Annotated in this window: 22 protein-coding genes and 2 tRNA genes; 12 read left to right on the forward strand and 12 right to left on the reverse strand. The window is 52.8% G+C overall.

The window, feature by feature from the left end; all coding sequences use genetic code 11:
- Window positions 1-51: 51 nt before the first annotated feature.
- Together O6D90_RS06960 and O6D90_RS06965 are read right to left on the reverse strand one after the other, a co-directional pair.
- Entirely contained in the window at window positions 52-444 is a 393-nt protein-coding gene (locus O6D90_RS06960) for a MerR family transcriptional regulator (RefSeq protein WP_016153914.1), read from the reverse strand.
- Between the two features lies 1 nt (window position 445).
- The gene (locus O6D90_RS06965; protein WP_271143281.1) at window positions 446-808 is read right to left on the reverse strand and encodes a YfeC-like transcriptional regulator; all 363 of its coding nucleotides are present in this window, start codon (window positions 806-808) and stop codon (window positions 446-448) included.
- Between the two features lie 221 nt (window positions 809-1,029).
- Between O6D90_RS06965 and O6D90_RS06970 the strand changes: the two genes are divergently transcribed.
- Both O6D90_RS06970 and O6D90_RS06975 read left to right on the forward strand, forming a co-directional pair.
- A tRNA-Ala gene (locus O6D90_RS06970) sits at window positions 1,030-1,105 on the forward strand.
- A 42-nt stretch (window positions 1,106-1,147) separates the two neighbouring features.
- Window positions 1,148-1,223, forward strand: a tRNA-Ala gene (locus O6D90_RS06975).
- A gap of 153 nt (window positions 1,224-1,376) precedes the next feature.
- On the opposite strand, the gene nupC is transcribed toward O6D90_RS06975, so the two are convergent.
- On the reverse strand, window positions 1,377-2,579 hold the full coding sequence (gene nupC / locus O6D90_RS06980; protein WP_016157084.1) for a nucleoside permease NupC: 1,203 nt from the start codon (window positions 2,577-2,579) through the stop codon (window positions 1,377-1,379).
- A 273-nt stretch (window positions 2,580-2,852) separates the two neighbouring features.
- Here nupC and O6D90_RS26310 point away from each other — a divergent pair, with 273 nt between their 5' ends.
- The 3 genes from O6D90_RS26310 to O6D90_RS06990 all read left to right on the forward strand — a co-directional run bounded on the left by O6D90_RS26310 (window position 2,853) and on the right by O6D90_RS06990 (window position 5,793).
- Window positions 2,853-2,927, forward strand: a complete 75-nt coding sequence (locus O6D90_RS26310) for a hypothetical protein (protein ID WP_418135078.1) — start codon at window positions 2,853-2,855, stop codon at window positions 2,925-2,927.
- A complete protein-coding gene (locus O6D90_RS06985; RefSeq protein ID WP_016153911.1) occupies window positions 2,924-4,162 on the forward strand; it encodes an Nramp family divalent metal transporter in 1,239 nt (412 codons plus the stop codon). Before O6D90_RS26310 ends, O6D90_RS06985 begins: the two co-directional genes overlap by 4 nt.
- Window positions 4,163-4,245: 83 nt before the next feature.
- A complete protein-coding gene (locus tag O6D90_RS06990) occupies window positions 4,246-5,793 on the forward strand; it encodes a hypothetical protein (RefSeq protein WP_016157083.1) in 1,548 nt (515 codons plus the stop codon).
- On the opposite strand, the gene O6D90_RS06995 is transcribed toward O6D90_RS06990, so the two are convergent.
- The 5 genes from O6D90_RS06995 to mgrA form a co-directional block, all read right to left on the reverse strand.
- Window positions 5,786-6,997 (reverse strand): N-acetylglucosamine-6-phosphate deacetylase, encoded by a 1,212-nt coding sequence (locus O6D90_RS06995; RefSeq protein WP_016157082.1) that lies wholly within the window; start codon window positions 6,995-6,997, stop codon window positions 5,786-5,788. The genes O6D90_RS06990 and O6D90_RS06995 overlap by 8 nt on opposite strands.
- Window positions 6,990-8,342 (reverse strand): class-II fumarase/aspartase family protein, encoded by a 1,353-nt coding sequence (locus tag O6D90_RS07000; RefSeq protein ID WP_016157081.1) that lies wholly within the window; start codon window positions 8,340-8,342, stop codon window positions 6,990-6,992. The genes O6D90_RS06995 and O6D90_RS07000 overlap by 8 nt, the downstream gene beginning before the upstream one ends.
- A 16-nt stretch (window positions 8,343-8,358) precedes the next feature.
- Window positions 8,359-9,918 (reverse strand): PTS transporter subunit EIIC, encoded by a 1,560-nt coding sequence (locus O6D90_RS07005; RefSeq protein WP_016157080.1) that lies wholly within the window; start codon window positions 9,916-9,918, stop codon window positions 8,359-8,361.
- A gap of 402 nt (window positions 9,919-10,320) precedes the next feature.
- Window positions 10,321-10,650: a DUF2502 domain-containing protein YpeC gene (gene ypeC, locus O6D90_RS07010; RefSeq protein WP_016153906.1), complete on the reverse strand. Its 330-nt coding sequence runs from the start codon at window positions 10,648-10,650 to the stop codon at window positions 10,321-10,323.
- A gap of 128 nt (window positions 10,651-10,778) precedes the next feature.
- A complete protein-coding gene (gene mgrA / locus O6D90_RS07015) occupies window positions 10,779-11,777 on the reverse strand; it encodes an L-glyceraldehyde 3-phosphate reductase (RefSeq protein WP_016157079.1) in 999 nt (332 codons plus the stop codon).
- Between the two features lie 182 nt (window positions 11,778-11,959).
- Between mgrA and O6D90_RS07020 the strand changes: the two genes are divergently transcribed.
- Entirely contained in the window at window positions 11,960-13,612 is a 1,653-nt protein-coding gene (locus O6D90_RS07020) for an alpha-keto acid decarboxylase family protein (RefSeq protein WP_016157078.1), read from the forward strand.
- On the opposite strand, the gene O6D90_RS07025 is transcribed toward O6D90_RS07020, so the two are convergent.
- Window positions 13,613-14,848, reverse strand: a complete 1,236-nt coding sequence (locus O6D90_RS07025; RefSeq protein WP_016157077.1) for an ion channel protein — start codon at window positions 14,846-14,848, stop codon at window positions 13,613-13,615.
- A 204-nt stretch (window positions 14,849-15,052) separates the two neighbouring features.
- On the opposite strand from O6D90_RS07025, the gene glk reads away from it, so the two are divergent.
- The 6 genes from glk to ptsP all read left to right on the forward strand — a co-directional run bounded on the left by glk (window position 15,053) and on the right by ptsP (window position 22,496).
- Entirely contained in the window at window positions 15,053-16,018 is a 966-nt protein-coding gene (gene glk / locus O6D90_RS07030) for a glucokinase (protein WP_016153902.1), read from the forward strand.
- Between the two features lie 221 nt (window positions 16,019-16,239).
- On the forward strand, window positions 16,240-16,566 hold the full coding sequence (locus O6D90_RS07035) for a PTS fructose transporter subunit IIB (RefSeq protein WP_003028254.1): 327 nt from the start codon (window positions 16,240-16,242) through the stop codon (window positions 16,564-16,566).
- Between the two features lie 20 nt (window positions 16,567-16,586).
- On the forward strand, window positions 16,587-17,834 hold the full coding sequence (locus O6D90_RS07040; RefSeq protein WP_016157076.1) for a PTS fructose transporter subunit IIC: 1,248 nt from the start codon (window positions 16,587-16,589) through the stop codon (window positions 17,832-17,834).
- A 17-nt stretch (window positions 17,835-17,851) separates the two neighbouring features.
- The gene (gene ypdF, locus O6D90_RS07045) at window positions 17,852-18,937 is read left to right on the forward strand and encodes an aminopeptidase (RefSeq protein ID WP_016157075.1); all 1,086 of its coding nucleotides are present in this window, start codon (window positions 17,852-17,854) and stop codon (window positions 18,935-18,937) included.
- On the forward strand, window positions 18,937-19,977 hold the full coding sequence (ypdE, locus tag O6D90_RS07050) for an aminopeptidase (RefSeq protein WP_016153899.1): 1,041 nt from the start codon (window positions 18,937-18,939) through the stop codon (window positions 19,975-19,977). Before ypdF ends, ypdE begins: the two co-directional genes overlap by 1 nt.
- A 23-nt stretch (window positions 19,978-20,000) precedes the next feature.
- On the forward strand, window positions 20,001-22,496 hold the full coding sequence (gene ptsP, locus O6D90_RS07055; protein ID WP_016157074.1) for a phosphoenolpyruvate--protein phosphotransferase: 2,496 nt from the start codon (window positions 20,001-20,003) through the stop codon (window positions 22,494-22,496).
- A gap of 77 nt (window positions 22,497-22,573) precedes the next feature.
- Here the strand turns inward: ptsP and O6D90_RS07060 are convergent, their stop codons facing one another.
- The 3 genes from O6D90_RS07060 to ypdB form a co-directional block, all read right to left on the reverse strand.
- Window positions 22,574-22,762, reverse strand: coding sequence for a hypothetical protein (locus tag O6D90_RS07060; protein ID WP_032931709.1), 189 nt, complete (start codon window positions 22,760-22,762; stop codon window positions 22,574-22,576).
- 99 nt (window positions 22,763-22,861) lie between these two features.
- Complete coding sequence (locus O6D90_RS07065) at window positions 22,862-23,725, reverse strand: AraC family transcriptional regulator (RefSeq protein WP_016157073.1); 864 nt, start codon at window positions 23,723-23,725, stop codon at window positions 22,862-22,864.
- Window positions 23,726-23,740: 15 nt separating this feature from the next.
- Window positions 23,741-24,475 (reverse strand): two-component system response regulator YpdB, encoded by a 735-nt coding sequence (ypdB, locus tag O6D90_RS07070; protein ID WP_016153896.1) that lies wholly within the window; start codon window positions 24,473-24,475, stop codon window positions 23,741-23,743.
- Between the last annotated feature and the right edge of the window lie 9 nt (window positions 24,476-24,484).

Raw genomic sequence — 24,484 nt, forward strand, 5'->3', positions numbered from 1 at the left:
GATTGACCGATGAAAGAACGGCAGGAGCGTATCCTGCCGTTTTTTTGCCTGTTATTCAGACTCATCAATACCCAAACGAGTAAGAAAAGTGCGAATACCTTCGCGCGAAATATACATCGCCAGCTTTTCTTGTTCCGTTGGGGACATGTTGTCCAGTGCGCTAATTATCTGGCGGCACGCGTGGCTGCGTACTACGTGGGTGTATTCTGCCAGCGGTTCTTCAGCCTGATAAACTTCAGGAACTTTGCGAAAAGCGGGAATATTGAGCAGAAACGCGCGGACGCTGGAGTCAATATGAATCAGTCTGGCACGACCACCTTTAACGCCGGGAAACTTTTCGGTAGTCCAGTTTTGTTCTCTGATCCAACGATTGACGGTTTGTTTGGCAACTCCGAGACATTCCGCCAGCTCTTCGGTCGTCATTTTGCTGCGTAATTTTTTCATATTATTTGTTTTCGCGGATCCCTAAACGCTGTAATAAACCCGTAATGCCTTCACGCAGGATCAGTGAGGTAAACATTTTCTGTTCTGTCGGCGTCATTTCTTTAGCGAGCCTAATCAGCAGCGCTTCAACAGAGGTATCGCCGGATAACGATAAGTTATTTGATAAACCTTCGGCTGAACGCTCAGCGCTGCGAATGTATTCACGAACTTGTTCGGTGACGTGAACCAGCCGGGCTTTACCGCCCTGAACGCCTGGTTTTGGTGATGTCGCCCAACCTTCTTTGCGTACCCATTTATTGATGGTCTGTCGGCTGTATCCGGTCAGATTAGCAAGTTCTTCTGGCGTCATCCGTTCCTTGAACATAACGATTCCCTGAATAGTCGTGGGGTTAATTAGTGGTTCATTTTATAGCACCATTTTAGTAGAAACCGTGACGCGTTTAACTACTGAATGCGAGTTGTTACGCAATGTTCTTCATTTGACTGCTTTTTCAGCGATTGAATTCTATGAGTTAATTTTGCCGTTGACACACGCGAAGGGAATTCATATGATGCCGCCCGTCAACTCGACAAGCTTTACGTAATGGGGCTATAGCTCAGCTGGGAGAGCGCTTGCATGGCATGCAAGAGGTCAGCGGTTCGATCCCGCTTAGCTCCACCAAATTTAATCCCAATGAATTTGGTACGTACGTAAAAGCATCGTGGGGCTATAGCTCAGCTGGGAGAGCGCTTGCATGGCATGCAAGAGGTCAGCGGTTCGATCCCGCTTAGCTCCACCAAAGTTTAAACCCTCGCTGAAAAGCGGGGGTTTTTTGTTTCTGCATCCTGCCAGTTCTTACTCTTTATCTCTTTGGTTTGCTGAATCGCAGGCATAAAAAAACCGGGGAGAATATGAATCTCCCCGGTCTTATCACTGCGATGTTGTCTTACGCTTACAGCACCAGTGCGGCGATAGATGCAGACAGTACGCTCACCAGCGTAGAGCCGTACACCAGCTTCAGACCAAAGCGAGAAACCACGTTACCTTGCTCTTCGTTCAGGCCTTTAATCGCACCGGCGATAATACCGATGGAAGAGAAGTTAGCGAAGGAAACCAGGAACACGGACAGGATGCCTTCTGCGCGCGGGGAGAGCGTAGCGGCGATTTTCTGCAGATCCATCATCGCAACGAACTCGTTGGAAACCAGTTTAGTCGCCATGATACTGCCCACCTGCAGCGCTTCGCTGGACGGCACACCCATTACCCATGCAACCGGGTAGAAGATGTAACCCAGGATGCCCTGGAAGGAGATGCTGTAGCCAAACCAACCGGTCACGGTGGCGAACAGGGCGTTCAGGGCAGCGATCAGTGCGATGAAACCAATCAGCATCGCCGCAACGATAATTGCCACTTTGAAACCAGCCAGAATGTATTCACCCAGCATTTCGAAGAAACTCTGGCCTTCGTGCAGGTTAGACATCTGGATATTTTCTTCGCTGGCATCAACGCGGTAAGGGTTGATCAGCGACAGCACGATAAAGGTGCTGAACATGTTCAGAACCAGCGCCGCAACCACGTACTTCGGCTCAAGCATGGTCATGTACGCGCCGACGATAGACATGGAAACGGTCGACATCGCCGTTGCTGCCATGGTGTACATACGGTTGCGAGACATTTTGCCGAGAATATCTTTATAGGCGATAAAGTTCTCAGACTGACCCAGGATCAGAGAGCTGACGGCGTTGAAGGATTCCAGTTTGCCCATACCGTTTACTTTGGATAACAGGAAACCAATCGCGCGGATGATTACCGGCAGTACGCGGATATGCTGCAAAATACCGATCAGGGCGGAGATGAAGACGATCGGGCAAAGCACTTTCAGGAAGAAGAATGCCAGGCCTTTATCGTTCATGCTACCAAAGACAAAGTTTGTCCCTTCATTAGCAAACCCGAGCAGTTTCTCAAACATCTCGGAGAAGCCTCTCACGAAGCCCAGACCGACATCAGAGTTCAGGAAGAACCATGCCAGTAACACTTCGATAACAAGCAATTGAACAACATAACGAATGCGGATTTTTTTACGGTCACTGCTTACCAGCAGTGCGAGTACCGCAACCACGGCAAGGGCCAGGACAAAATGAAGAACGCGGTCCATATTTGCTCCAAATATGAGGCAGGTTTAGTTTTCGTGCACATTCTATGTAACAACCATAAAGAAAACGAGATCAAACACACACTATAATAAGGACCTGTGACGAGATTCAAAATTAGTGATCGGTGATACACTTCCGTTATGTTTAGTATGGAAGTGAAAAGTTATGTCATTGTGCTATTCTCATAACAATAATTAAACATCTCGCCGGTATTTCCAGAATCCTTATCGATCCATAGACAAACGCTATCAGAGAAATCAACGTCACCCATTAAAATGAATTTGATAATCATTCTCAGTAGGCGTAGCTTGAAACATAGCAAAGGCTATGTTTCTGAGGCACTAAAATGACTAACGATCGCGTTGAGAGTAGCAGTGGGCGGGCAGCGCGCAAGTTGAAGCTCGCATTAATGGGACCTGCGTTCATCGCGGCGATCGGCTATATCGATCCGGGTAACTTCGCCACCAATATCCAGGCAGGGGCCAGCTTTGGTTATCAATTGCTGTGGGTGGTGGTCTGGGCAAACCTGATGGCGATGCTGATTCAGGTGCTGTCGGCAAAACTCGGCATTGCTACGGGTAAAAACCTGGCGGAGCAAATTCGCGATCATTATCCTCGCCCGGTGGTGTGGTTCTACTGGGTGCAGGCAGAAATTATCGCTATGGCAACAGACCTTGCTGAATTTATTGGCGCTGCGATTGGCTTCAAACTGATCCTCGGCGTCTCCTTATTGCAAGGGGCCGTACTCACCGGTATCGCGACGTTCTTAATTCTGATGCTGCAGCGTCGCGGTCAAAAACCGCTGGAAAAGGTGATTGGCGGCCTGCTGCTGTTTGTGGCCGCGGCTTACATTGTGGAGCTGGTTTTTTCCCAACCGAACTTCGCGCAGCTTAGTAAGGGAATGGTGATCCCAAGCCTGCCTAATTCCGAAGCGGTGTTCCTGGCCGCTGGGGTGCTCGGGGCGACTATCATGCCGCACGTCATTTATCTGCACTCTTCCTTAACTCAGCATTTGCACGGCGGAACACGCCAACAGCGCTATGCGGCCACTAAATGGGATGTGGCTATCGCCATGACGATTGCCGGATTTGTCAATCTGGCGATGATGGCGACGGCTGCCGCCGCATTTCATTTTAGCGGGCATACCGGTATTGCCGATCTCGATCAGGCGTATCTGACCCTTGAACCGTTGTTGAGTCACGCTGCAGCGACGGTGTTTGGTTTAAGCCTGGTGGCTGCGGGACTCTCTTCTACCGTGGTCGGTACGCTGGCGGGGCAGGTGGTGATGCAAGGGTTTATCCGTTTTCACATTCCGCTATGGGTACGCCGTACCGTCACCATGATGCCATCATTTATTGTGATTCTGATGGGATTGGATCCGACCCGTATTCTGGTGATGAGTCAGGTGTTGCTCAGTTTTGGTATCGCGCTGGCGCTGGTGCCGCTGCTGATCTTCACCAGCGACAGTAAGCTGATGGGGGATCTGGTCAATCGTCGTTGCGTTAAACAGATTGGCTGGGTCATTGTGATACTGGTCGTGGCGCTCAATCTCTGGCTACTGGCAGGTACGGCGATGGGGCTATAATCAACCGTGACTCGCGACGGGTCACGGTTTTAATTGAGCTTTTCCTCTATTATGTGCCCTGCATAATTAACTGGCAGGCGTTCATGAATCACTTTGATCTCTCTTTCCTGAAATATCTCCAGGACAACAGTCCGCTCCCCGTTGAAGAGGCCGTCGAGCGTTTCGGTAAAACGCTCTCCACGCTAAAACGGACAATGAAAGAGCTCAATGAACTTCTGCCAGAAAATGTCCAGCTACATCAGGATAATCAGTTTATTACCACCCGGATTGGCTACAGCGAATACCGACAGTTTTTAGCGCGCGTCCAGTTTAATCGCTATATCACTACGGCAGAAGAGAGGGTGAAGGATCTCTTTGTGGCGCTCTGTTTGCACGATGTGGTGAATAAAAATGATTATTACAAAAAATTTTATGTCAGTGCGGGAACGGTAAAAAATGATAATCCCGTCATGATGAGCCTGGTGCAGGAACGCGATCTGATTGTGCAAAGTATCCCGCGTAAGGGCTCCCGGCTTGCGGGGGATGAGTTCCAGCTGCGGCTGGCGGCGTGCATGACGATATTAAAAACGGTCGAAATTGGTGAGGATCACCGACTTATCGCCCACCAGGCCAATGAGCCGACAGGCCGTTCAATTGCCGAACAGTTTCTTCATGAGTGTGCTGCACAGATAAACCAGGCGGCAGACTATTACGAAGATAAAATCAGTCCGGTCATCGCCCTGGGATATAACGGCAGAAAATACTTACTGGTCTATCTTAGCCTTGCCCTGCACCGTATCCGCAGGGGACACAGAATTACGGAGAGTTCGGCGGCTGAGTTTTTGACAACCTTTCCTTATGGCGTATTGCCTGATGCGGATGAAAATATCTGTCTGGACCTGCTGATTGCTTCACTGACGTTTACTCATCGCCCCTTCACATTATACGACGCCCGGCTGGTCTCTTACGTTAAGCGCACCTGTCACGATTTAGCCGGATGTCTGGAAAACACCATTCACAATCAGCACGCCTGGTTTGCGGAGATTTATAATTTTATCTATGCCGCCATCATCCAGAATAAATTTCATCTCTGGTTCGATGATAAAAAGCTCCATGATGTCCAGCGACGCTATCCTGAGCTATGGGATCATGTCCAGCATGCGGTGAAGGAGATTGAACATCACTGGCAAACGACCTTTTCTGCTATTCACCTGGCAACCCTGGTGCTGATTATCAAAAAGTATGCGCTCAAAAATCGGGTTGTTGGCGATAAGAAGAAGCGGGTCATTATTGTGACGAACTCGTCAGAGAGTAAGGTCGGTTATTTTAAAGAGATGCTTTTCTCCCGCTTCCATATTGAAATCCCCGCCTGCATCAACATCAATGAGATTGCGCGGCTTCAGCAGCTCGAATTCGACCTGCTGATTACCTTTACAAACAAGATATCGAGTCATCTCCGCTACGCCGGGCTGGATTATGTCAAAGTGAATTTCTGGCTCACGCAGGACGATCTCCTGTTATTACGCGAAAATGGACTTCCCTCCGCGCGCAAAAAAATACCTGCTGAGGACTTTATTCAGCAGGTTCAGGGAATGAGCCAGGAGGCGTTAAAAATTTTTCTTGATACGCATTACAGTGATATTTTTATTTAGCCAGAGGTTGCGAAACGCCGCGACACCAGACGGCTTCCAGGTTTAACTCTGCACCCAACACGAGAATATCGGCATCTTTTCCTGACGTCAGGCTGCCTTTTCTCGCGTCAACACCCGCCAGGATTGCCGGATTAAGGCAGGCAATCTGCGCGGCTGAAACCCAGCCTTTTTCCAGCCTGTCGACCACATTTTTCACGGAGTCCAGAAAGCTCATCTCCAGTTTGCACACTTCGGACCACTCCGTGGGTGAAACCGTTCGGGTCTTTCCGCTGTGGTCGGTGATTTCAAGACAATGATTGTGAATGCGAAACGTCTCCTGGCGCAGGTAATGGTGGAATTCAGATCCTTCGGGAAAATCCACATATCCCAGACAATCGCTGACCATGACCAACCGGCGATCTTTTTTCAACCGATAAAGAATGTCGAACACTTCTGGTCGCAACGTAATCCCGCTCTGCTTTGCCACCTCGGCATACGTATTCTGATGGTACATCAGCGCCCCCACCACGCCAGGCTCCCGGTGATGCAGCCCGCGCATGGCGCTAAAGGCATGGGTAAAGTGGGTTAAACCGGCTTCAATGGCGAGGGTGGTTTCATCAAAGGTGGCGTCGGTATGACCGGCTGACACGGTGACGCCTGACTGGCGTAAATAGCGGATTAGCGCCAGGGCGCCCGGCAGTTCGGGTGCGAGCGTCATCAGACGGATATTTCCCCTCGCGGCGTGCTGATAGCGTTTGAATCCTTCGATACCGGGTGGTTGAATCGCGTCCTTGCTCTGCATTCCGCTGTATGCAGGGTTAATAAAGGGGCCTTCCATATGAATACCCACCGCTTCGGCACCATCTTCCGCTTTTGCGTCTGCAATCCAGTCTGCGGCGGTGGAAAGACTCTCCAGCAAGAACGTTTCCGGCTGGGTGGCTGATGTTGCAAGCCACGCGGTAACCCCGGCGTTAACCAGATCCCGGCTCATCGCCTGCAAAGAACGGCGTTCACCTCTCCAGGCAAACGACCCTCTCCCCCAGCCGTGAACGTGAATATCCACAAAACCGGGCATCAGCATGGCATGGCGATAATCGACGATTTTTCCGCGTGGTGTACTGTCGAGGCCAGAAATACGTCCGCTTTCAATATGCAGATAGCCGCTTTCGATTCCTTTCGGGGTGACAATGCGTTCACTTGCCAGAGAAAGCAGGGGATCAGCCATTGTCTTTCTCCCATACGCGAGCGGCCGTTTCCTCGGCGATTTCTGCGCAAAGGCCGATGTAGTGAGCAGGATCCAGCAGCGTATTAATTTCTGAGTCGCTAAAGTGCTGGCGAATAAGAGGGTCATCACGCAGCACATCAGCGTAGGGGATGCCTTCATGCGTGCTGCGCATTGCCAGTTGGTAGACGCGTTCATGTGCGGCATCTTTGCCCAGCCTTTCCACCAGCTGCATCATGATTTTTTCGCTATTAATAAGACCATGCGTTAACTGCACATTCTGGCGCATACGACCAGGATTGATGACCAGCGTCCGCGTCAACTCTTCGGCTCGCATCACAATCTCAGCCATTAACTCCATACTCTCCTGAATATTACCGTCAAAGATAAAGTAAGCTGAGCTGTCTGCTTCGAAGGGACGTGGGCTGACATACAGGCAGGAGGTCATTACTGAGTACAATTTCTGCGCGTTGGCGATGATCCCCTTCGCCAGTTTAGGATTCACTTTTTGCGGCATGGTGCTGCTGCCAACGGTGCCTTTAGTGAAGGCTTCTGAAACTTCGGCAAACTCTTCGCTTGAGGTCTGATAAACCTCTTCGGCTATTTTGTGTAACGTCGTCGCCAGCAGGCACAAATTACTGATGTATTCAGTGCGGTAAATGCGCGAGTTACGGGAGGGAATCGCCATTGAATGCATTCCCAGCTTTTGGGCAACGCTATCCTGAACCCGGCGGCCGGTTTCACCGGTCGCGTGGAAGGCGCCCACGGCTCCCCCCATCATCACGGTAAAGACGCGTTTTTCCGCTTCTCGCATGCGCTGCCGGGCGCTCAGTAACTCATCAATCCACACGGCGGCTTTATAGCCCCAGGTGATGGGCAGCGCGTGCTTACCGTGGGTACGTCCGGCCATAATCGTTGCTTTATGGTCAGAAGCCATCTTTGCCAGGTTACGCAGAATATCGTCCACAAAACCCTGCATGATGGTATCGAACTGCTTTGCCAGATAAAGCTGTGCCGTTTGCTGAATATTCTGCGTGGTGACGCCGTAATGCACGTATTTTCCGCTTTCACTGTCACAGGCTTTGACCAGTACTTTGATGACCGGAACGAAGCCGTGACCAATCTCGCGCAGCAGGCGTTCCATTTCCGTCAGGTCAATCTTATCCACGTGGCAGTTAGCGGTAATATTGACTGCGGCGCTGGCGGGGATCATGCCGTGTCCGGCCTGTGCCTGAGCCAGGGCGGCTTCAACATCGAGCCATGACTGTACCCGCGCTGGCTGTGCGAGCAGAGATTTCATTCCTCGATCGTCGATCGTTTTGCTTTTTGAATCATACAGTGCACGCATTACTATCTCCTTGAATTTATTTCGCACCGACGAGGCGGTCGTCTACCGCGTTACGGACAAATTCTACGTGTGGGCCGAATACCACATGAACATGGTTGCTGGAGGGGATAAAGGTCCCCAGCGAGCCAGATTCTTTAAGAATGGCCATGTCCATTTTTTTCTGATCTTTCAAATCAATACGTAACCGTGAAACGCAGTTTTCAACGCGCTTGATATTTTCTGTCCCGCCCAGCCCCTGAATCACCAGTTCGGCGACTTTGTCGTACTCTTTATTGTTCAGTAAGGTGCTGTCAGCGATTTCACTCTCTCGGCCTGGGGTCTTAATATCAAATTTACCGATCGCGAAGCGGAAGACGAAATAGAAGACAACAAAGTTAATCACGCCGAGGATAATTAAATTAATCCATTGGGTGTGTTCATACATCAAACCGAAAATACCAAAATCAAAAATGGTGCCGCGAATATAGCCGATGGAGACTTCCAGTAATTGCAGTGGAATGGTCAATAAGCCACAGAGTACCGCATAGACAATAAAGAGTTTTGGCGCGATAAACAGGAAGGAGAACTCCAGCGGTTCGGTAATATTCCCCAGCATGGCGGTCAGCACCACGGTCAGGATCATCCCTTTGGCAAATTTCTTATTCTTGAAATAGGCCATGTGGTACATCGCCAGACCAATCGCCGGAACGCGGAACAGCGTCGTGAGCATTTGTGATGAGGCAAGATAGCTGGTGAGCGTCGGCATATACTCTTTCCAGGCCGGATGGGTGGGACCAAGCTCAAACAGGATTTTATTGATAGCGGGCAAAATACCGACATAGGTCTGCCCGTCAATCAGGTACGTACCGCCTGCCGCGGTGAAACGCACGGTGGAACTGAGGACGTGGTGCAGGCCAAACGGGATCAGCAGGCGATTGAGCGTCATATAGATACCTGCACCAATGTTGGGTGCCATCATTATTGTTGATATGGCGCGCATACCTGCGGTAAACAGATCCCAGATAAAAGGAATGATCAAGCCGACGGGAATGGAAAAAGCAATGGCTAAGATCGCGACGGATTTTTTACCGCTGAAAAAGGCGAAAGCGAGAGGTAATTGCAGCCGGTAAAAACGGTCGGTTATTTTAGCTGCCAGCAGCCCGGCAATAATGCCGCCCAGCGCTTCGATTTTCAGCGTCTGAATACCTAATACCATTCCCTGTCCGACGAAAGCCATATCCTCTTTCGCCAGCGTACCTGCCAGCTTAAGATGCACATGCATGGCGATAAGCAGAGTCAGGTAAGCCACGACGGACGCAAATACAGCAATCCCTTTTTCTTTTTTAGACATACCGTAGGCGACACCCATCGCGAACAGTAAAGGAATATTATTAAAAACGACGCTGCTGATTAATCCCAGAGAAGAGAGAATTGCTCTGAAAATTTCATTGCCCAGAAAGGGGAGTTTATCAATCATATAGCTCTGCCCTAACGCAGCGCTAATTCCCATGACCATCCCCACAGGCGCCAGTACGGCGATCGGTAATAATAGCGATCGACCGAATGTCTGAATTTCATTCTTAAAATTAGCATTCATAAGTTAATCCTGACGTGAATTCTCTTGAGGATAAGATACGTTCAGGAGATTTTTGCTCAAGGGCAAATAGTGAAAAATAAAAAGCGCAGGATTTGACCATAAAAAAGCAGCCTGAAGGCTAATGCTGGTCACTTAAGGATTGATTAGCTGCAAAGGTATTTTTTATTAAAGCGAAACGGATTGAACTGAAAGTCAGCGTACTGAAGCGATCCGAAGGAAGACGACATAAGGCGAATGGATCACGAAGTGACGATTTTTCCTGCCGGAAGCCTGGGTGGCAAGGGAGACGGTGAGCCTCCCTTGCCCGTTACGGGAATGAGGGTTTCAGAGAAACAATGAACATACGGTGAACGGAACCCTTTGCCATTGTTAAAAATTCTCTGTTACCACAGGTTCCTTTTCTTAATGACGATGCCCGTGACCGCCGCGCCCACGACCGCGATGGTCGTCACGGTCATTCCAGCCTTCTCGGTAGCCGCGTTCATAAGCTTTGCGTTTATCCCAGCCACGATGGTAGCCGTTGTCATGACGCCACCAGCGATTTTTGCGCCACTCATAGTTATGGTGCCAGTAATCCCGGTCGCGCCAGCGGCCGCCATCCCAGTAGTTACCGTAATTATCGCGATCGCCAATTTGCAATTTTATTGATGGCAGCAGGGTGATTTCGCCAGCGTTCGCGGCCAGCGGTGTAAAAGCCATTAAGACTGCCGCCAGAATCAGTGACCTGAACATGTTTTCTCTCCTTCACGATCGAGCCGTAGCCGGCCTGTTAACGTAATATTACGGGGCAGTAAAGCCCCGTTTCATCGCCACAACTCTTAAATCGCAAGTGAGAGCACTTTTTGTTAATAAATGTGTCTTTATTTCAACCGACTCAGAATGGCATCAATCTCCGCGCACTCTTCAGGCGTAAAGTGACGGTTTGCCAGCATGCCGACGGCATCTTCAATTTGCGCCGGTTTACTGGCGCCAATCAGCACAGACGTGACCTTGTCTTCCCGGAGAACCCACGCGAGCGCCATCTGAGACAGCTTTTGTCCCCGTCGCTCTGCCAGTGCGTTCAGCGCTCGAACTTTTTCCAGTTTTTGTGGGGTGATCTGGTCCGGATTCAGAAAACGGCTGGTGCTTGCGGCGCGAGAATCCGCAGGAATACCGTTCAGATAGCGGTCGGTTAACTGCCCGCCAGCCAGCGGTGAGAAGGCGATACTACCGACGCCTTTTTCCTGTAAAAGCGACAGCAGGCTCTCTTCGACCCAACGCTCAAACATAGAATATTTGGGCTGATGAATAAGGCATGGCGTACCTAAATCGTCGAGTATTTCAATCGCTTGTCTGGCAAGTTCAGCCGGATAGTTAGAGAGGCCTACGTACAGCGCTTTGCCCTGACGGACGATATGATCCAGTGCGCGCATGGTTTCTCTGAGCGGTGTTTCAGGGTCGGGGCGATGGTGGTAGAAGATATCGACATACTCCAGCCCCAGACGCTTCAGGCTTTGATCGAGGCTGGCAATCAGGTATTTGCGTGAGCCCCAGTCCCCGTAAGGGCCTTCCCACATGGTGTAACCCGCTTTGGTGGAGATGATCAGCTCATCTCGCCACGGTAAAAAATCTTCCTGCAGGATGCGACCAAAATTTCGCTCCGCTGAACTCGGCGGTGGACCATAGTTATTCGCCAGATCAAAATGGGTGATCCCCAGATCGAATGCACGCTGTAACAGCGCCCGACTGTTCTCGACCTGCGTGGTATCACCAAAATTGTGCCACAACCCCAGTGATACAATCGGGAGCTTGAGGCCGCTCTGACCGCAGCGGCGGTACTCCATTGTCTGATAACGATTTTCAGCAGCCTGATAAGCCATATAGCCTCCTGTCAGATAAGGTGTGACTTTGAGTGTATACGTTTACACAAGGCCAGCTGCAATTAAATTTAGGGATGAAAACTGTACATCTTGCTTTCCACCCCCTTCACAGCGACTTTCCTGGACAGTCATCACAGTTCTTCGATACTCAACATGAGGTTACCGTCAGAAGGAAAGCTGTCATGCAAACCCCGTATTCCGTTGCTGATTATCTGCTGGACAGGCTGGCAGGCTGTGGTGTTGGCCATCTCTTTGGTGTGCCTGGCGATTATAATTTGCAGTTTCTTGATCACGTGATTGAACATCCCAGCGTACGTTGGGTCGGGTGTGCGAACGAGTTGAATGCGGCTTATGCTGCGGATGGCTATGCCCGGGTATCCGGGGTGGGGGCGCTGCTCACCACGTTTGGCGTGGGTGAGTTAAGCGCGATTAACGGTATCGCGGGAAGCTATGCGGAATATGTTCCTGTTTTGCATATTGTTGGCGCGCCCTGTCGCGGTGCTCAACGTCGCGGGGAGTTGATGCATCACACCCTTGGGGACGGTGATTTTCAGCATTTTTATCGTATGCAGCAGGCGGTGACGACGGCCAGCGCAGTGCTGGATGAACAAAACGCCTGTTATGAAATTGACCGCGTGCTGCGAACAATGCTCATCGAACGCAGACCGGGCTATCTGATGTTACCTGCTGATGTGGCAAAACAGCGGACCACGCCGCCGAATGACATCCTGATTGTTCCTCTGAGCGAGCCGGAAAGCAGCGTGGCAGAAGCGTTTCGCTACCATGCCCGCGAGCGGTTACTGGACAGCCCGCGCGTAGCGCTTCTGGCAGACGTTCTCGCGCAGCGCTTTGGCCTGCAGCCGGTATTGCAACGCTGGATGGCGGAAACGCCGATGGCCCACGCCACGTTGTTGATGGGCAAAGGGCTATTCGATGAGCGTCATCCGGCGTTTGTCGGCACCTACAGCGCTGGAGCCAGCAGCGACTATGTACGTCAGGCGATAGAAGATGCCGACACGATAGTATGTGTTGGCACACAATTTGTTGACACTTTGACCGCCGGGTTTACGCAACAGTTACCACAGGAGCGCACGATTGAGGTGCAGCCACATGCCTCACGGATTGGAAACCGTTGGTTTAACGTCCCGATGGAGCAGGCGGTAACCACCTTGCGGGAGCTGTGTCTGGAGATGTCTTTTTCACTGCCGCCAGAACGCCCGCCAGTTAGACGTATTCAGGTTGAGAAGGGACCTTTGACGCAGGAAAATTTCTGGCATACGGTGCAGCAGTATCTGGCGCCCAATGACATTATCCTCGTCGACCAGGGGACCGCTGCATTTGGCGCGGCTGCGCTCACGCTACCCGGTGGAGCGGAGGTGCTGGTTCAGCCGCTGTGGGGGTCTATCGGCTACGCGCTCCCGGCTGCATTTGGCGCGCAAACCGCCTGCCCGGACCGCCGGGTGATCCTGATTATTGGCGATGGTGCGGCGCAGCTCACCATTCAGGAACTGGGCTCTATGCTCAGAGACGGGCAATCTCCCGTTATTTTGCTGCTAAATAATGACGGCTATACCGTGGAGCGGGCCATACATGGGGCAAATCAGCGCTATAACGATATCGCCGCCTGGAACTGGATGCAGGTGCCGCAGGCGTTTCGTCGTGAATGTCAGGCGGAGTGCTGGCGTGTGGAGCAGGCGGTACAACTGGAAGAAGTGCTGGCCCGTTTGTCCCATCCGCAACGATTGTCGTTAATTGAGGTGGTACTACCGAAAGCCGATCTTCCTGAGCTATTGCGCACGGTGACCCGTGCGCTGGAAACGCGTAACGGAGGCTAACTACTTATCGGTACGCTCGGCGATCATCATCGGTTTGCCCGCCAGCAGCAGCCAGGCGGGCAGCATGACGATGCACAGCAGCGGCAGCAGGGTGGAATCTGGCACCACCACTGCTGCCATAAACAGGCTCAGCCAGGCGTCACGGGTGACGACCAGCACCAGTCCAAGAATCGCGCAGGAGACGGTAATGGCCGCTGGCACCGCTTCAACGTGGGCGTGCAGCATCAGGCCAAGCGCGACCCCAACGAATACTGCCGGGAAAATTCGCCCGCCGCGAAAACCACTCGCAGCTGCAACCACTAATGCCGCCAATTTGATCACGGCGAGCATGAAATAATCCGATGCTCCCAGCGTCTGGCTAAATGCCATTTGCTGCATTTCGTCCAGTCCTTTAAACAAGGTAAGCGGTCCGCCGATAACGCCTAAAATGCCGAGGATTAAGCCGCCAGCCCCAAGAATCAGGACCGGGTGTTTCAATCGATGCATTAAATGGTGTAAACGCGGCAGACACCAGACAGCCACCATCCCGGCGGCAATGGCGATGGCGGCAACGACCGCACCGCTGAGGATATCGATCACGTGCATCTGCGTGTAGTGCGCGATGGGCAGTGAAAAATGGGGGTGAAAAAACAGACTGGTGGTCAGCGAGCCCGCGGCGGCGGCCATTAACGGTGCAAACAGGCGATCCCATAAGGGAACATTGTCCGAGCTATTCAGCGTTTGTGAAAAGACCAGCGCGGCGGCAACGGGGGTGCCAAATAGCGCGCCGATGGTGCCGGCAGAGGCGAGGATGGTCCAGTCCAGCTTAGCAATGCGGGGAAACATACGGCTGCCGAGCGCCACAGCCAGTGCGATATTCACGGTCATGATCGGGTGTTCCGGACCCAAACTGACGCCACCCGCCAGGCCGAGGATGAGCGCTGCCAGCAAGCCCGGAATTGCTGAGGTGGGGACCGGTATTCCAATTAACGGCTCACAGGCAGGATCCGGTCCCGCGTGACCCTGGCTGTAGCGAATAACTAACCCGACCATGATCCCCGTGAGCGTCAGCATGCCGATAATCCACAGCGGAGAGTCCTGGGCAATACCGATGCTAACGGGCAGGCGTTCCCACAAAAATTGCTGTAAAACGGACGCCACTTTCATCACAACGATCAACACCAGGCTGGAGGCAATACCAATAATTAGCGCAGGAGTTGATAGCAAGAGCATCGTTCTGGCACGTGGATGAAGCATATTCTATTCCTTAAAACAGAGTCATAGACATAGTTTGCACAGCCTGCGCAACCGCATCGCTGCAAATGGTGCTGAAACGATAAAGTAATTATGTGATCTGGATCGATTTTCCACGGGCATCAGCCTTCAGGGCGTTGTTGTTATGCCCCCATGAATTTACAGTGTGGCAAAGATTTATTCTGACTTTAGCGGAGCAGTGGAAGAATGACAAAATATGCTTTAGTAGGTGATGTTGGCGGCACCAACGCGCGTCTTGCTCTGTGCGACATTGCCAGCGGCGAGATTTCGCAGGCAAAAACCTATTCCGGGCTGGATTACCCAAGCCTCGAGGCGGTAGTACGCGTATACCTGGATGAGCATAGCGTCAGCGTTGAGGATGGTTGTATTGCCATTGCCTGTCCGATTACCGGTGACTGGGTGGCAATGACCAACCATACCTGGGCATTCTCTATTGCTGAGATGAAAAAAAATCTGGGCTTCAGTCATCTGGAAATCATCAATGATTTCACCGCCGTGTCGATGGCGATCCCGATGCTGAAGAAAGAGCATTTGATCCAGTTTGGCGGTGCGGAACCTGTTGAAGGCAAGCCGATTGCTGTCTATGGCGCAGGTACCGGACTCGGCGTGGCGCATTTGGTGCATGTAGATAAACGCTGGGTGAGCTTGCCTGGTGAAGGCGGTCACGTGGATTTTGCGCCTAACAGCGAAGAAGAAGGGATTATCCTTGAGGTCCTGCGTGCGGAAATTGGTCACGTTTCCGCAGAGCGCGTACTGTCAGGTCCGGGGCTGGTTAATCTGTATCGCGCCATCGTCAAATCAGACGGGCGCCTGCCGGAAAATCTGCAGCCGAAGGATATCACCGGGCGTGCGCTGGCTGATTCCTGTATCGACTGTCGTCGCGCGCTGTCGCTGTTCTGCGTCATCATGGGGCGTTTTGGCGGCGATCTGGCGTTAACGCTGGGCACGTTTGGCGGTGTGTACATCGCTGGCGGCATCGTACCGCGCTTCCTCGACTTCTTTAAAGCTTCGGGTTTCCGTGGTGGTTTTGAAGATAAGGGGCGTTTTAAAGCCTACGTACAGGATATTCCGGTATATCTGATCGTGCATGATAACCCGGGCCTGCTTGGTTCCGGTGCGCATCTGCGCCAGACGCTGGGTCATATTTTGTAAGGCCAACGCCGGACGGTGCACAGCGCTTATCCGGCTTACATATATCCCGCAAAACCGCGTTTATTACGCGGTTTTTTTATGCCTGCCGCCCGCCTTTCCGACCTTCGTCACATTTCCGAATGGCGGGATTATTTGTCCAGTAAAAGCATTATTTGTCTGATAACGGTCGTTACTTTCCCCGGACCATAATTTCACTCGTTAACTATTACGAGGAAATGATTATGAGCAAAAAACTGATTGCCGTTTGCGCGTGCCCAATGGGGCTGGCCCATACCTTTATGGCGGCCCAGGCGCTGGAAGAAGCCGCGGTTGAAGCGGGTTATGAAGTGAAAATTGAAACCCAGGGTGCGGACGGAATTCAAAATCGCCTGACGGCGCAGGATATCGCAGAGGCAACGTTGATCATCCATTCTGTTGCCGTTACTCCGGAAGATAACGAGCGTTTTGAGTCGCGTGACGTCTACGAAATTACGTTACAGGACGCGATAAAAAATGCAGCTGGCATCATCAAAGAGATCGAAGAGATGGTTGCCGCTGAACAACAATAATCATCGACAGGGAATTACGTATGGCCATTAAAAAACGCAGTGCAACCGTTGTGCCTGGCGCATCTGGTGCGGCAGCGGCAATAAAAAATCCACCGGCCTCCCACAATAGCTTCTGGGGCGAACTTCCGCAGCATGTGATGTCGGGTATTTCTCGCATGGTACCGACGTTAATTATGGGCGGGGTAATTCTCGCCTTCTCGCAACTGATCGCCTATAGCTGGCTCGATATTCCTGCTGACACCGGCATCATGGATGCGCTGAACAGCGGAAAATTCAGCGGTTTTAATCTCTCATTACTGAAGTTTGCCTGGCTGTCGCAATCTTTTGGCGGCGTGCTGTTTGGTTTTGCTATTCCGATGTTTGCCGCGTTTGTCGCCAACTCTATCGGCGGTAAGCTGGCGTTTCCGGCGGGGTTCATTGGTGGACTGATGTCCACTCAGCCCACACAGATACTGAATTTTGACCCAGCGACGCTGCAATGGGCAACCAGTGCTCCCGTCCCGTCAACCTTTATTGGCGCGCTGATTATCTCGATTGTCGCCGGGTATCTGGTGAAGTGGATGAACCAAAAAATCCAGTTGCCTGATTTCCTGCTGGCATTCAAAACCACCTTTTTACTGCCCATTCTTTCCGCGATCTTCGTCATGTTGGCGATGTATTACGTGATAACGCCGTTTGGCGGGTGGATCAACGGCGGAATTCGTTCTCTGCTGACGGCGGCTGGAGAGAAAGGCACGCTGATGTACGCGATGGGGATTTCTGCGGCAACGGCGATTGACCTCGGCGGTCCGATTAATAAAGCTGCAGGATTTGTCGCCTTCAGCTTTACTACCGATCACGTTCTGCCGGTAACCGCACGCTCTATTGCCATCGTGATTCCTCCAATTGGCCTCGGGTTGGCTACGCTTCTCGACCGGCGCTTAACCGGCAAACGCCTGTTCAACGCACAGCTCTACCCGCAAGGGAAAACGGCAATGTTCCTCGCGTTTATGGGCATCAGCGAAGGGGCGATCCCGTTTGCACTGGAAAGCCCCATCACGGCAATTCCATCCTATATGGTTGGCGCTATTGTCGGATCGACGGCTGCCGTCTGGCTGGGGGCGGTGCAGTGGTTCCCGGAATCGGCTATCTGGGCATGGCCGCTGGTCACTAACCTCGGCGTCTATATGGCGGGGATCCTGTTAGGTGCGGTGATTACGGCGCTGATGGTGGTGTTCCTGCGCAACATGATGTACCGCAAAGGCAAATTGCTGATTGAAAGCCTCTGATTAAAAGGATTGTGACCATGAGCTTACTTGCCTCGCTGCGTGACTGGCTAACGGCGCAACATCTCGATGCGGTGCTGCTGTCATCGCGGCAGAATAAACAGCCGCATATGGGGATCTCCAGCGGTTCAGGGTTTGTGTTTATCAGCCATCAAAGCGCGCATATTCTGGTCGACGCCCGTTACTACACCGATGTTGCCACGCGTACTCAGGGCTATCAGATCCATCTACTTGATGGCGCGCAGACGCTGTATTCACGGGTGAATCACATTATTGCTGACGAAAAGCTGCAGACGGTGGGATTTGAAGGCGAGCAGGTAAGCTGGAATACGGTGAATGGATGGTCGGGCAAACTGCGTGCCCGACTAGTGAGTGCCGTGCCGGATGTGCTCCGGCAGGTAAAAACGGCGCAGGAGATAGCCTGCATTCGCGAAGCCTGCCGGATAGCTGACCTTAGTGCTGAACATATTCGCCGCTTTATTCAACCTGGCCTCAGTGAGCGCGAAATCGCCGCTGAACTGGAGTGGTACATGCGTACGCTCGGTGCAGACAAACCCTCTTTTGACACCATTGTCGCCAGCGGCTGGCGCGGCGCGCTGCCGCACGGTAAAGCCAGCGACAAGAGTGTCGAGGCGGGTGAGTTCATCACGCTGGATTTTGGCGCGCAGTATCAGGGCTATTGTTCGGATATGACGAGAACATTTCGCATCCCAGACGCAAACCAGCCAGCGGAAGAAAGTCCGCTGTTTTCCGTGTATCAGATTGTCCTGGCGGCGCAGCGTGCGGCGGTGGCAGCAATTCGACCAGGTCGGCGTTGCCATGAGGTTGATGCCGCAGCCAGGCGGGTCATTACGCAGGCGGGCTATGGCGATGAGTTTGGTCACAATACCGGACACGCTATTGGCATTGAGGTGCATGAAAATCCCCGTTTTTCCCCCACCGACGCGACGCCTCTGGCGGCTGGCATGCTGCTCACCGTTGAGCCAGGTATTTATCTGCCGGGGCAGGGAGGCGTGCGTATTGAGGATGTGGTGCTGGTTACGCCAGACGGCGGCGAGGTGCTCTACACCATGGCGAAAACATTGTTACACACGGGAGAGGCGTAATGGACTTATCGCTACTGAAGGCGCTGAGCGAGGCGGACGCGATCGCCTCTTCAGAACAGGAAGTGCGGCAGATCCTGCTTGAAGAGGCGGATCGTCTGCATAAAGAGGTGCGCTTTGACGGCCTGGGATCGGTGCTGATCCGTCTGAATGAATCAACCGGTCCGAAGGTGATGATCTGCGCGCATATGGATGAAGTGGGATTTATCGTGCGCAGTATTTCCAGCGAAGGGGCGATCGATGTATTGCCGGTGGGAAATGTGCGTATGGCGGCCAGGCAATTGCAGCCGGTGCGGATCACTACCCGTGAAGAGAGCAAAATTCCCGGTCTGCTCGACGGAGTGCGCAGCGGTAATGACGTCAGTGCGCTGCAGGTGGACATTGGCGCGCGGTCTTATGACGAGGTACTTCAGGCCGGCGTACGCCCTGGCGATCGCGTCACCTTTGACACGACGTTTCAGGTTTTGCCGCACCAGCGAGTCATGGGCAAAGCCTTTGATGATCGACTTGGATGTTATTTGCTGGTGGCGCTGCTGCGCGAATGGCATAACGCCATTCTCCCATGTGAGGTCTGGCTGGTGGCCAGTTCCAGTGAAGAAGTGGGACTGCGCGGAGGACAAACAGCAGCACGTGCGGTCGCCCCGGATGTGGCGATCGTGCTGGATACCGCCTGCTGGGCCAAAAACTTTGATCATGGTGCGGCCAACCATCGACAGATTGGTAATGGCCCGATGCTGGTGTTAAGCGATAAATCGCTGATTGCCTCGCCAAAGCTGACCGCGTGGGTTGAAAGCGTGGCCACCGATGCGGGCATTACCCTGCAGCTTGACATGTTCAGTAACGGCGGCACTGACGGCGGGGCGGTGCACGTAAGCGGTACGGGGATCCCCACGGTTGTCATGGGGCCAGCTACGCGGCATGGACACTGCGCGGCGTCGATTGCCGACTGCCGTGACATCATCCAGACGCAGCAGTTGTTGTCGGCTCTTCTTTCACATCTTACGTGCGAAACCGTGGTTCATCTGACGGATTTCAGGTGCTGATTTCGCGCTAATCAGGAGTTGTTATGCTAACGATTCAATTTCTTTGCCCGTTACCCAATGGCCTGCATGCGCGTCCGGCGTGGGAGCTGAAAGAGCAGTGCAGCCAGTGGCAAAGTGAGGTGATATTTCTTAACCATCGCCAGAATGCCAGGGCAGATGCGAAAAGCTCGCTGGCGCTGATTGGCACCGGGACGCTGTTTAATGACAGTTGTAGCTTAACCATCACCGGTCGCGATGAAGAACAGGCCCGACGAGCGCTAGAGGAGTACCTCCTGCACCGGTTTATTGACAGCGACAGCGTTCAGCCGACGCCGGCGGAACTGGCGGCGCATCCGTTGCCGCGTTCGCTGATTCGCCTCAACCCAGACCTTCTTTATGGCACCGTGCTGGCAGGAGGCGTGGGGGCAGGTTCGCTCACGCTTTGGCAGAGCGATAATCTGGAAAGCTATCGCGCGATTGCGCCGAGTGCGGAAGACAATACCCGGCTGGAGCATAGTCTGGCGACGCTTGCCGAACAGCTCAATCAGCAACTGCGCGAGCGTGAGGGTGAGAGTAAAACCATCCTCAGCGCCCATCTGTCTCTGATTCAGGACGACGAGTTTGCCGGGAATATTCGTCGCTTAATGCTGGAGCAGCATCTGGGGTTAGGGGCGGCGATTATCGCCAATATGGAGCAGGTGTGCGACAAGCTGTCGGCCTCCGGTAGCGATTACCTGCGCGAGCGCGTTAGCGATATCCGTGATATCAGCGAACAACTGCTGCACATCACCTGGCCTGAAAGACGTCCGCGCAATGCGCTGGTGCTGAATAAGCCGACGATTCTGGTCGCTGAGGATTTGACGCCCAGCCAGTTTTTAAGCCTCAATTTGCAGCATCTGTCAGGCATGATCCTGGAGAAAACAGGGCGCACATCGCACACCCTGATCCTCGCTCGCGCGTCGGCTATACCGGTGCTTAGCGGCTTGCCGCTGGAGGCCATTAGCCGCTATGCAAGCCAGCATGCGGTACTGGATGCCCGCTGTGGGGTACTGGCCATCAATCCAGACGATGCGGTTCGCGGTTATTACGCGATTGCGCAGAAGCTGGCCGATGAATGCCAGCGGCGGCAGGCGCTGGATGCCGCTCAGCCCGCGCTGACCAAAGATAATCAGCGTATTGACGTTGCAGCGAATATCGGTACCGCGCTGGAAGCGCCGGGGGCGTTTGCCAATGGCGCTGAAGGGATTGGGCTGTTTCGTACTGAAATGCTGTTTATGGACCGCGACAGTGCTCCCGACGAGCAGGAACAGTTTGAAGCCTACCAGCAGGTCTTATTGGCCGCGGGCGACAAGCCGGTTATCTTTCGCACCATGGATATTGGGGGGGATAAAAATATCCGTTACCTCAATATTCCGCAGGAAGAGAATCCTTTCCTGGGCTACCGCGCGGTGCGAATTTATCCGGAGTTTGCCGGACTGTTTCGCACGCAGCTGCGCGCCATCTTACGTGCGGCAACCTTCGGCAATGCGCAACTGATGATCCCAATGGTGCACAGCCTTGACCAGATTTTGTGGGTAAAAAGCGAACTGCAAAAAGCGCTGGTGGCACTGAAAGCCGACGGTTTACGCCATGCTCCGACAATTTCATTGGGGATTATGGTTGAAGTGCCGTCGGTGTGTTACATCATCGACCATTTCTGCGATGAGGTGGATTTCTTCAGTATTGGTTCAAACGACATGACCCAGTACCTGTACGCCGTCGATCGTAATAACCCGCGCGTTTCGCCGTTGTACAACCCGATTACGCCGTCGTTCCTGCGAATGTTGCAGCAGATTGTCCGCGTGGCGCACGAACGCGGTAAATGGGTGGGCATTTGCGGCGAACTGGGGGGCGAAGGACGCTATTTACCGCTGCTACTGGGCTTAGGACTCGACGAGCTGAGCATGAGCAGTCCACGTATTCCGGCGGTGAAAAGTCAGCTTCGTCAACTGGAGGGCCAGGCATGCCGTGAACTCGCCATACGGGCCTGTGAGTGCCGTAGCGCTCAGGAGATAGAAGATCTGCTCAACCAGTTTGCACCGCAGAAAGACGTGCGTCCGCTACTGGCGCGGGAGAACATCTTTGTTGGTGAATCTCTGAGTAACAAAGAGCAGGTGATTCAGTTTCTGTGCGGCAATCTTGGTGTTAATGGGCGAACTGAACATCCGTTTGAGCTGGAGGAAGATATCTGGCAGCGCGAAGAGATAGTCACCACTGCTGTCGGTTTTGGTGTGGCTATTCCGCACACTAAGTCCCAGTGGATCCGCCATTCCAGCATCAGTATTGCCCGGCTTGCTCATCCCGTTGACTGGCAGTCAGAGATGGGCGAAGTGGAACTGGTTATCATGCTGACGCTGGGGGCTGATGAAGGCATTAACCACGTGAAGGTCTTTTCGCAGCTGGCGCGTAAGCTGGTGAACAAGCCGTTCCGCCAGTCGTTGTTTGCCGCTGAAAATGCCGACAGTATTCTCGCGTTGCTGGAGGCGGAACTGACGTTTTAAGCTTCATTGAAAGAGCGCTCTCCAGCCTGCGACGATCTGGTTGCAGGCTGGATGAACGCGACCGGAAAGCGACATCATCAATGCGGCGCGTTTGGCACCGGCAGTTTCCCGGCTCTTAAGAGCGTCATTTCTTGCTTGCAGAGCAGAACCACCGCCTGGCGAGCTTTAACACGGCGGGAGGTAAGGGCTCTTTTCACGGTCTGACGATCCGCACCTGATTCCAGCATCTGAAAACACATCAGGGAGAGTGCACGTCTGTTTTTCATCGCATATTCACTTTATTGAGTAAGCCTGCAGGGGGAGCTACATGCCGTTATTTTACAACGATGCAAACGGATATTACTAACCTGTTGGTGTTGTCTCACTTAACGTGCTGACTGAAAACGTACGCTGTACTCTCCCGGCGTCAGGCCAAACTGACGCCGGAACAGGCGGCAGAAATAATTACTGTCCTGATACCCGCACCGCTGTGCGACTTCGCTAATCGACAGATGGTATTTCTGTAAGATGATGCGCGCCTTCGCCATTCTGACCCACCGCAGGTACTCGACGAACCCCATGGTGCCGTGCTGGGCAAACACTTTTGACAGGTGGTTGGGCGTGATATTAAAAAACTGCGCTACGCTTTCCCGGGTCAGCGGTTGGGCATAGTTATCCTGCACCCAGTTACACATACTGTGATAGAGAAATTCAGCGCGCGGACGCTCTGTGTCAGGGCGGGTATTCACCACGCTACGACACAGATGCAGCAGGCTAAGCACCAGCGGCTGAATAATATCCTGGGCCTGAGGAGAGCGGCTTAAATGGGTTAAAGCGGTGAGCATCGCCTCGCCTTCGCCGCGCTGCGGATGTGGTAACTCAATACGGCGGATCGGACGTAACAGCGATGCCGTTCGATTATCGTAAAAAGAGAGCCCCAGCCAGGCCGGGGAAAACACCAGACTCAGTAGCATCACGGGTTTATCGCTACCGGGCAAATTCGCCGCTTTCGCCGGGATAAACAGCATGTCGCCTTCAGGCAGACTATGCTGCTGTTTTTCCAGTTGATTACTGTATTCGCCACGCAGCACGATATCGAGGCGCGGAAGGTCAATACACAAACTGCCGGACGGTAACGTGGTGGGCTGGGACGCGAACCACACGCGGCCAAGACGCTGCGGGTTCAATACCAGGCCGCTGAACAGATCGGCGAAAAACTGTTGGTCTGCGGGGAGGCCTGGCTCTTTCATCGCTCTTTCTCTGCGCTATAAGTGCATTAACTGCCTGAACTCTTTCACTTTACTCCGACTCACCGGGATTTCAAATTCCAGATCTTTTAAGCGCAAAATGTAGGTGTTGTTAAACCAGGGTTCGATCTCGCGGATTTTATTCAGATTCACACAGAACGAGCGGTGGCAGCGGAAGAAATGCGAAGCAGGCAATTTGCTGCAAAATTCAGTGATGTTCATCGGCATCACGTACGATTCGCGCCGGGTGTAGACAAACGTCATCTTTTCATGGGCTTCTGCGTAGTAGATGTCGTTGATCGGGGTCACGATGATCCGCTCATCTTTGATCAGATTGATCGTATCGTTTTCGCGGGTCACCGGACTGGCAGGCGAGGTTCCCGTTTGCTGTTGCTGCCAGGCGGCTTCCAGCTTTTGCAGCATGCCGACGATGCGTGATTCCTGATACGGCTTCAGGATGTAGTCAAAGGCCTCCAGTTCAAAGGCTTCAACAGCGTGCTCTTTCCACGCGGTAATAAAAACAATAAAGGGCTTGTGCGCGAACTGGCTGATGTTTTGCGCCAACAGGACGCCATCCAGCGAGGGAATATTGATATCCAGAAAAATGGCGTCAACGCGGTTGTGCTGGAGGTATTTCAGCACGTCCAGACCGTCGTCAAATGTGCCGACAATCTCCATCTGGCTGTGCTCTTTTATCAGCCAGCTAAGTTCCTGTTGGGCCAGGAATTCATCTTCAACAATGATGACTTTCACGACTTCACT

It is taken from the genome of Citrobacter sp. 21OH12SH02A-Citro (assembly GCF_027919895.1).
Taxonomy (GTDB): domain Bacteria; phylum Pseudomonadota; class Gammaproteobacteria; order Enterobacterales; family Enterobacteriaceae; genus Citrobacter; species Citrobacter braakii.